Below are 8498 nucleotides of genomic sequence, written 5' to 3' on the forward strand. Positions count from 1 at the left end.
GCAGCACCGGTCCGGTTTGGCTGTGGGATGTCAGCAACCGCGCCGCACCCGACCAGCTCGGCCCGCCCCTGACCGGCCCCACCGACTCCGTCAGCTCGGTGGCGTTCTCCCCAGACGGGCACACCCTGGCCGCCGGCAGCGACGACGGCACCGTGACGCTGTGGGATATCAGCAACCGCGCCGCACCCGACCGGCGTGGCCAACGCCTCACTGGCCCCACCCAAGGCGTCAGGTCCGTGGCGTTCTCCCCGGACGGGCACACCCTGGCCGCCGGCAGCGACGACGGCACCGTGACGCTGTGGGATATCAGCAACCGCGCCGCACCCGACCGGCGTGGCCAACGCCTCACTGGCCCCACCCAAGGCGTCAGGTCCGTGGCATTCTCGCCGGACGGGCACACCCTGGCCGCCGGCAGCTACGACGGCACCGTAAGGCTGTGGGACGTCAGCGACCGGGCGAGCCCCCAGCGCCTCAGCCAGGCTCTGACAGGCCACTCCGGCCCCATCAGTGTCACTGACGCCGTCTTCGCGGTGGTGTTCTCCCCGGACAGGCATACCCTGGTCGCCGGCGGCTACGACGGCACCGTAAGGCTGTGGGACGTCAGCGACCGGGCGAGCCCCCACCGCCTCGGCCAGGCTCTGACAGGCCACTCCGGCCCCATCAACTCGGTGGTGTTCTCCCCCGACGGGCGCACCCTGGTCGCCGGCATGGACGACCACACGGTGAGGCTGTGGGATGTCAGCGACCGGGCGAGCCCCCACCGGCTCGGCCAACCCCTTGCCGGGCCCACCAGCTTCGTCTCCTCGGTGGTGTTTTCTACGGACGGGCGCACCCTGGCCGCCGGCAGCGGCGACGGCACCGTAAGGCTGTGGGATGTCAGCGACCGGGCGAGCCCCCACCGCCTCGGCCAACCCCTCACCGGCCCCCTCGAGCAAATCAACTCGGTGGTGTTCTCCCCAGACGGGCGCACCCTGGCCGCCGGCAGCGACGACAAGACAGCGACCCTGTGGGACATGACTCGCCTCACTTACCTGCGTGACCACGCAGCAGCAGAGGCATGCAAATTGCTTGGTACCGGCCTGTCACCGGACGTCTGGCAACAGTATATCCCGAGCGTCAAATACGAACACACCTGCCCGTAATGATACGGGGAGCGTCATCGGAGACCGGGCGTTTCGCAGCGGTACGGCTCCCCTACCTGAGGCGCGGGTCTTGTCCAAGTCTCTGCGGAGGTTGTCGTTTTCGATGGCCATGACGTGGAGGGCGCGGGCGAAGGTTTCGCTGGCGGCGCGGTAGCGGTCGCGTTCCTCTCGGAGTTCGCTGTTGGTGGTTTGGAGGGCGGCGATCTCTTCGCGAAGTTTGATCTCGCTGTCTGGGACACCGGCGCGTGTCTTGCGTTCGGCGTAGAAGAGGTCTTTGAGGTCGGTGTGTTTGTGGGTGAGTTTGTTGCGTTTGACGTCGGCTTCCTGGGCGAGGGTGACGATGTCGAGGGCGCCGGAGGACCGCAGGGGCGCGCCGGCGAACAGCCGTTCCATGGCTGCCGTGATGGCCGTGCGCTCGTCGTCGTCAGATGTCTGGGTCACCGTCGCCTTTCCTGGGTGAGGACGGTCCGGTTCTGTTCGTGCCGGTCGACGATTGCCTGCAGGGCGGTGGTGCGTTGCCGGAGCCGTTCCCGCAGCGGGCTCGGCGTTGCCGGCTCGTCGACCTCGCCGACGTGTCGCCTGATCTCCTCGCGGAGGTTGGCGATGTGGGTGTCGGTGCGGGCGATGTTCGCGCACGCGGGGTCGCACCTGTCGATCGCGGGCGGGCGGGTGCGGCTGGCCGGGCGGGTGCGTTCGGGGTGGCACAGGGCCTTGGCCGGGTCGTAGTTGCAGGTGAGGAACGCGTCCGGGTTGTCGTAGACGTGAAACTGTGGGGCGGCGAGGAACGCCTTCGTCTGCTTGGGGGTCAGGAACATGCCCTCGAACCGGGCGCGGGCCTGCGCGGCGGCGGTCATGAGGCGGCCGGCGGCGGGACCGGATACCGCTTCGCCGCGGTCGAGCCGTCCGGCGACGTCGTCGAGGTAGTCGGCCATGGCTCGGGCGGTTTCGATGTCGAGCACGCGGCGTAGGCCTTGGCGTCCGCGTCCGGCGTAGCCGTCGGTGATCGGGGAGGTGCGTAGGTGCCCGTATTGGATGGCCAGGGCGATGCGGCCACCGGGAAGGCGGGCGATGTGCCAGGCGATGGTGCGGCGGAAGCGGGTGACTACGAGCGGGCCGTCGGGGTCGTCGGGGATGCGTTCGGCGGTGAGGTGGTTGCGGTCGGAGAAGTCGTTGACCCAGGCGATGAAGGAGGTGATGCGGTCGTTGGCGGCTCGGCAGGACAGCACCTCGCGGGGGCGTTTCCGGTTGCCTCGGGTGGGTTTCGCCCAGGCGACGTTGACGGGGAACAGGTCGTGTCCCTCGACCGTGCGTTCCACGACGCGGATGGCGCGCGCGACGGGCGGGATCACGACCCAGGGTGTGTCGCGGGGAACGCCGCCGACCACGGGCCTGCCGTCGGGGTCGCGGGCGCCTTTGAAGACGTTGCCGTGGATCTCATAACGGACGGGTCCAGTGCCGTCGTCGGCGGGTTCGGGGCAGCAGCCGACCTGGAGCTCGAGTGCTTCACCGGGTCGCATGCCGCTGAGATAGAGGACCACGATCATGCTGGCGGTCGCCAGCTTATGCATGAGGACGGGGACGTCGTTGAAGTTGAGGTGCGCTATCCACGGCCGTCCGTGTAGCTGCCCGCGGACCGGGGTCTGGAGCGGCGTGTCGGTGCTGACGGGCAGGCCGGCGCCGTGGTCGGCGACGGCGCGTTGGACCTGGCCCTCGCTGGCGTCGAGGCACCCGGCCAGGTAGGTGCGGGCCACGAACAGCCGGCCGAGGTAGAGGCTGCCGGGCAGCGGCCGGTTCTCGGCGACGTGGGTGGCGATGAGCTGCCGCAGCGGCGCGGTTGCCTGTGGGTTGGCATGTTGTCGAACACGGCTGACCAGGCTTTGGCGTTCCTGCCAGCCGTTGAGGATGTCCTCGGCGAAGTCGTTGACGAACCGCATCGCCCAGATCAGCAGGGGTGACATCACGGCTGGGTGGATCGGCGGGGTGCTGTTGTCGTTGCTGCCGCCGCCGGCGGGCAGGTAGTCCCGCAGGCTGGTGGTGTCCCAGGGCGGCAGGGGGATGCGATCGCGGTCGGGAAGGTGCGGGGCGAAGGCCCACAGCAGGCTGACCGCGCCGAGCCGGTCAGCGGCGACTTTCCGTGACAGTCTGCCGGCGGCGACGTGGACGGCGTACTGCTCCAGGTCGTCGCCGGTGACGTCGGACAGCCGTGCGGTGCCCTGGCCGGTCAGCCATCGGGCGAACTGGTGCCAGCCGAGGGCGACCACGACCATGGTGGCCGGGTGCAGCCACCGGACCCGGTTCGTGGCGAACCGTTCCAGCAGGGCCTCGGGTGTGGGCAGGTTCACCAGCGCCCAGCCGGCGCGGCGGAACGAAGGCCGCAGCGGTTCGGGAAACCGGTCCCGGTTGAGGTGCCCGGGACTGTAGTGGCGGTTGGTGTTCAGCGGGGCCAGGTCCCACCGGCCATCCCCGAAGCGAGACACGCTGTCAGGATCAACGGCCCGGGGAAGCCTGTCGGCGCTGAGGAAGGGATCGGCCGCGTCGACCAGCCAGGTCACGCTGACCGGGTTGCGCGACGCGGATGCGACGGTCACGCGTCGAGCCTGCGGCGTAGCAGCGCGGCGATCCTCGCCCGGTCCGCGGCGGTGAGCTGGCCGCGGGCGGCGGCCTGTTCCGCGGCGGTGGTGTGGGTACCCAGCAGCGCGGACAGCCGGGTGAAGTGCACCCGCCAGTCGAGTTCCCAGACGTCGGCGTCGACGACGGCGCGCAGTTCGGTCATCGCGTCGTGCAGGTGCACCAGGCGGGGAAGGTGACGGCGGGTGGCGACCGCGTTCGGGCACGCCAGGCAGAGCAGGAACGACGCGGTGCACGGCAGGCCCGCCGGGGTGAACGGGCTGTTCGTGACGTCGGTGCAGGCTCCGGTCGCGGTGTCGAGATCCCCGCGTTGCAGGGCGGCGGCGAGTTCGGGATCGTCGGACAGTTCGATCAGCGTGTCGGTGTCGTCACCGAGCATGATCCGCATGGTGGCGATGACCGTGGCGTGCTCGACCGCGTCGGACAGCCCCTGCACGATCGTTGCTGTGGCCTCGGTCCGGGTGACCGGGTCGGGCAGCAGGTAGACCGACTCGTGGGTCTGCTGGCTGTTTTGCGCGGGCTCCTTGCGGATGAGCACCTGCACGGTGCGCCGCAGCCGACGCAGGCTCACCAGACCGGGGTCGGTGTCCAACCGGACCTGCTGCGGGACACCGAGATGGAACAGGCCGCCGTGACGGTCGGGGCGGTTGAGCCGGTAGACCAGTAGCCGGTCGGTCGGCCGGCCCAGCAGCGCCAGGGTCCGCCGCCCCGTGTCGGTGGCCTCGATGATCTGTCCCATCAGCCGGCCCGGACTGCCCGGGCCGTGGTCGAGCAGGTTGTTGGTGGTGTGGCGCAGACGAACCGGACGCCGCCGCTTGTGGATATCCACCTGGTAGATGTCCACCTCGTCGCCGACCGCCGGATCGTGGTCGGGTACCCGCATCTCGTCGAGCACGGACCGGTTCCACGACTCGCTCGCCACGAGCAGCACCGCGGCGGCGAACGCCTCGGTGCGGGTGAGGTAGAGCCGTCCCCATGTCTGCTCCGGCCGGCGGCCCCCGAGGGCCCGCTCGAAGGGGATGCGTACGGCCCGGGTCCCGCGACCCACGTTGATCAGCGGGACATCGCCGGTGCGCTCGAGGTGATCCAGGGCGGCGCCGATCAGCCAGTCGCCGTCGGGCTCGGTGAACTCGCCGGCGTGCCAGCGACGCAGGTGCTCGCGGTTGGCCCGCAGCCGGGCAAGCGCCCTGGCGAAGATCGCGGCAGCCGTCGTGCGGATGGCGGTGTACTCCTGGTAGGTGTAGGCGACTTCCTTCGACGGCGGGCGCTTGGGCATCCGTCGCGCCAGCGCCGCCCTGGTCTCGGGCGGGAGGCCGCGCACCTCCACCATCAGCAGCCGCATCACCGTCAGGCGTCGCCGTGCCTGTGCCGTGGCCGGCAGGGCCATCCGCCACCGGTTCCAGACCGCCGCGGTGAGGTCCACGGCCGTCTGCGGCGGCCGGTCCTGCGTGTCGAGCCAGCGCATGAAGTCGCCGACGTACTTGTGGACGGTGGCGCAGGTCGCTCGTGCGCGCCACGGGCCGCCCGGTCCGCTCTTGCGGTCGAACGCGGCGGCCAACGCCTGCCGCAGCGCGACACTGCCCGGCAGCGTGGTGAAGTCGAAGACCCCTTCTGTGCCGCCGTTCTCCGCCCACACCGAGACGACCAGGCCGGTGGGATCGAGTGAGTCCGGCCGCCGATAGCCGGCCTGCGGGAGGACCGCCCTGGCGGTGTGGCGACCGGCCACTACCCGTCCCCCGGACCGGGAACGACGTCCATGACGCGGCGGTTGGACGCGGCGACCCGGGCCAGGATCGCCTCCACGTTGTCCTCGCCGGCGTCGAGGATCATGGATAGGCGCAGGCTGTTGAGCGGCTCCAGGTAAATTTCGCGGGTCGTCTGCTCGCTCTTGTGTCCGAGTAGGTCCTTCACCAGCGCGAAGGCGTCGCCGTAGACCTTGCGCAGATGGGCACGGTCATCGCCGTCCAGGCCGAACCGGGCGTCCAGCCCCCGCTGGAGCGTGATGAGCATCTTCAACGCGAACGAGTGCCGGCAGACATGCGGCGAGATCCGGATCGGGGTGCGCTGGCGCTGGCATCGGTCGCTGGCCGCGGTGAACACCGCCTCCCACGATCGGTAGTCCATCGGCAGACCGCCCTCGGTCAACCACAGCGCAAGCGGCTCCAACCCCGCCGACGTCTCGATGAACAGCCTCCGCCGCTCATGCACGTCGACGGCACCGACGGGCACCTCGCCGCGACGGCCACGGGCGTCCTCCCACGTCAGCCGACCCCGCCCACCACCGGAGATGTTGGTCACGATGAGCTTTCCGGCCAGACTGTCGTACCGGCCCTCGCGTCGGGCACGGACGATCGCGGCTCGTCGGGTCGTGGCCAGGTAGGCGGAAATTCCGCTCACGGCGTCCGCGTGCACATAGAACATCCGCTCACGACGCTTGGCGATCGCAGCGGCGACCGTGCCCTCATAGTGGACATGGCCGGGTAGCGCCGCGGGTACCTCGAGGGTGAGCAGGCAGCCGCCCTCCCGCAGCCGCAGCCCGCTTTCAAACAGCAGATCGGCGAACGCCACGTTCCGCCCGTCGTTACGGCCCCGCCAACTCGGGTCAGGGACCCCGGCGGCGGTGTAGCCGCGCAGACCGATGTCGCGCCAGAGCCGGTAGGTCCGCGGCGTCACCCACCTGACATTCGACGTCCGCACGTCCTTTGGAGCGTTGTCCAGCACCTCGACCCGCGAGCCGTCTCGCTGCCGGACCGTGTGAGAGGACACCGGGCTGCGATCGATGTGGCCCTTGGCCAGCGCCCAGTCGTACAACAGCTTGAACGCGGCGAGTTCACGCGCCCACTTCGCCCCACCGATCCGACGCGGGTTGTCCTCAGCCCGGCGACGCCACGCCTCGTAGTCATCGAGGTCATCGGAGTCGGCCTCATCCCAATAGCGGCCACGGCGCCACAGGAACGAGAAGAACAGTCGAAGATCCTTCACGTACGCCTGCTGCGTCCCCTCAGCCCGGAACGCGAACCGGGACCGGCGGAAGAACCGAGCCAGCCGCGGATCGACCTGCCCAGCCGGATCGATCAAGATCGGCGTCCCCGGTCGGATGTCGAGCGCCCGCTCGCGCTCGTCGATGTCCGCCCACTCGTCCAGCAACGGCGTGAGCCCCGGAGGGACCGCGGCGCCGGGCGTCACCCAGTACAGCAACCAGTCATCATCACCTAAAGTTCGATCCATATCTCGGACAGTCATCGGGGCCGCACCGGGCCAGCGTAGAGGACTCGCGATCAACCATCCGTGCAACACGCGCTGGCCGTCGAAGGAAGGGGTTCGCTGACATCCGTTGACCGACTCCGCGATGATGACAGCGACCAGCGAAGGTCGTGGTCTCGACGGCAGCACACGGGCTCAAAGGGGCTCCGCCAGTCGAGCCATGGTGAGGTCGCTATGCGGCAGTCAGAAGCGCTCTTACCCGCGACTCTACTTCGTAGCTGGCCAATCGGGATCTTATGACACTTACAAAAATCGGTGCATTATATGGATATCGATTTCGCCAAGTTGGTGATGACGAAACGCTTTCGGGACTGTCCCGACGATCACAAATCCAAGAGAGCGCCACAATGCGAGCGCGATAGCGTTATTTGCGACAACAGCGTTGAACTGAATGGCCCGATAACCGAGCTCGGCGGCCCTTGCCAGGCAGTGCTCGCCGAGCTGACGACCTATACCTCTCCCGCGCACTACGGGGTCGACCATAAATCCCGCGTTCGCAACATGGTCACCGAGGCCGATCTGGTTAGGCTTAAGAAGGTAGGTACCCAATACGCCCATATTAAGATCTTCGGCGAGCCAGGTCTCCGCAGGATCACCTGGCATCCAGAACGCGGCTGCGACACTCTCGGGTGTGTCGGGCGCGTAAAAGTAAGTATCGCCTGCCGCGACGACAGCACGCCACAGAGGCGAGAGCACGGGCCAATCAGCATAGGATGCTCGACGAAGCTTGACCGCCGGTTCCATACCCTAAGCATCGCACGCAGAGGCAACTGTGCGGCTCAGCCGGCTGGCAACGGTGCACAACCGCAGGCCACGGCTCATTTGACGCGCCGCACGGTCGGCAAGTCAAACCAACACAGAGCAGGCGCAAGCACCGCGTAAGTAGGCGAAAGCATTTGGAACGTAACAACACGCATATTCAGCCCTTTACCCCGGCCGCCACTTTCACCCGGGGTAGCATGTCTGGTATGGGGGACTTGGGTAATGTCTTCATCAGCCATACATCCGACATGGCAAGCTACCCCGCCCCACGTTCGTTTGTTCAGGCGGCTTCGGAAGCAGTTCTCCGCGCTGGCGGGCGCCCGGTGGAGATGGCAAACTTTGCAGCACGAGAGGACAACCCGGCCGAGTATTGCATTGCGCGCGTCGTCGAATGCGACGTTTACATTGCCATAATCGGGTTCGCATACGGTTCCGTCGTCCCGGACCACGACGGGATTTCGTATACGGAGCTTGAGTTCCAGGCGGCCACCACCGCAGGGATCCCCCGACTCGTTTTCCTCCTAGACCCAGACGCGGCACTACCACGGCGGTTGATCGATATCGAAGGCGCGCCGATTGAGGATTTCCGGCAGCGGCTCTGCAATTCTGGGATAATCGTCCAGATGTTCACCGATCCTGGGGACTTGAACGGGTCGGCGCTTCACGCTCTCAATGACCTTCGCAACCGGAAGGGCCGAAACG

At 68.1% G+C, this 8498-nt stretch carries 7 protein-coding genes; 2 read left to right on the forward strand and 5 right to left on the reverse strand.

What is annotated here, in order from left to right:
- Positions 1-1142: WD40 repeat domain-containing protein (locus tag MJ783_RS19790; protein WP_239312514.1), on the forward strand; the 1142-nt coding region annotated here is incomplete at its 5' end.
- On the opposite strand, the gene MJ783_RS19795 is transcribed toward MJ783_RS19790, so the two are convergent.
- From MJ783_RS19795 to MJ783_RS19815, 5 genes are all read right to left on the reverse strand, one after another.
- Entirely contained in the window at positions 1083-1583 is a 501-nt protein-coding gene (locus MJ783_RS19795; RefSeq protein WP_239312515.1) for a hypothetical protein, read from the reverse strand. The genes MJ783_RS19790 and MJ783_RS19795 overlap by 60 nt on opposite strands.
- Positions 1580-3730: a hypothetical protein gene (locus tag MJ783_RS19800; RefSeq protein WP_239312517.1), complete on the reverse strand. Its 2151-nt coding sequence runs from the start codon at positions 3728-3730 to the stop codon at positions 1580-1582. The genes MJ783_RS19795 and MJ783_RS19800 overlap by 4 nt, the downstream gene beginning before the upstream one ends.
- The gene (locus tag MJ783_RS19805) at positions 3727-5496 is read right to left on the reverse strand and encodes a hypothetical protein (protein ID WP_239312518.1); all 1770 of its coding nucleotides are present in this window, start codon (positions 5494-5496) and stop codon (positions 3727-3729) included. The genes MJ783_RS19800 and MJ783_RS19805 overlap by 4 nt, the downstream gene beginning before the upstream one ends.
- The gene (locus tag MJ783_RS19810; RefSeq protein WP_239312519.1) at positions 5496-7013 is read right to left on the reverse strand and encodes a site-specific integrase; all 1518 of its coding nucleotides are present in this window, start codon (positions 7011-7013) and stop codon (positions 5496-5498) included. The genes MJ783_RS19805 and MJ783_RS19810 overlap by 1 nt, the downstream gene beginning before the upstream one ends.
- 264 nt (positions 7014-7277) lie before the next feature.
- Positions 7278-7778 carry a GNAT family N-acetyltransferase gene (locus MJ783_RS19815; RefSeq protein WP_239312520.1) on the reverse strand — a complete coding sequence of 167 codons (501 nt, stop codon included), beginning with the start codon at positions 7776-7778 and terminating at the stop codon, positions 7278-7280.
- 266 nt (positions 7779-8044) lie between these two features.
- Here MJ783_RS19815 and MJ783_RS19820 point away from each other — a divergent pair.
- A partial coding sequence (locus MJ783_RS19820) for a DUF4062 domain-containing protein (protein WP_239312521.1) occupies positions 8045-8498 on the forward strand: 454 nt, incomplete at its 3' end.

The sequence above is a fragment of the Protofrankia sp. Cj3 genome, from assembly GCF_917627355.1.
Lineage (GTDB): Bacteria > Actinomycetota > Actinomycetes > Frankiales > Frankiaceae > Protofrankia.

Bases quoted from the DNA above. Each gene is read 5' to 3' on its own strand.
- MJ783_RS19810 (WP_239312519.1), bottom strand. From the start codon at position 7,013: ATGACTGTCCGAGATATGGATCGAACTTTAGGTGATGATGACTGGTTG.
- MJ783_RS19815 (WP_239312520.1), bottom strand. From the start codon at position 7,778: ATGGAACCGGCGGTCAAGCTTCGTCGAGCATCCTATGCTGATTGGCCC.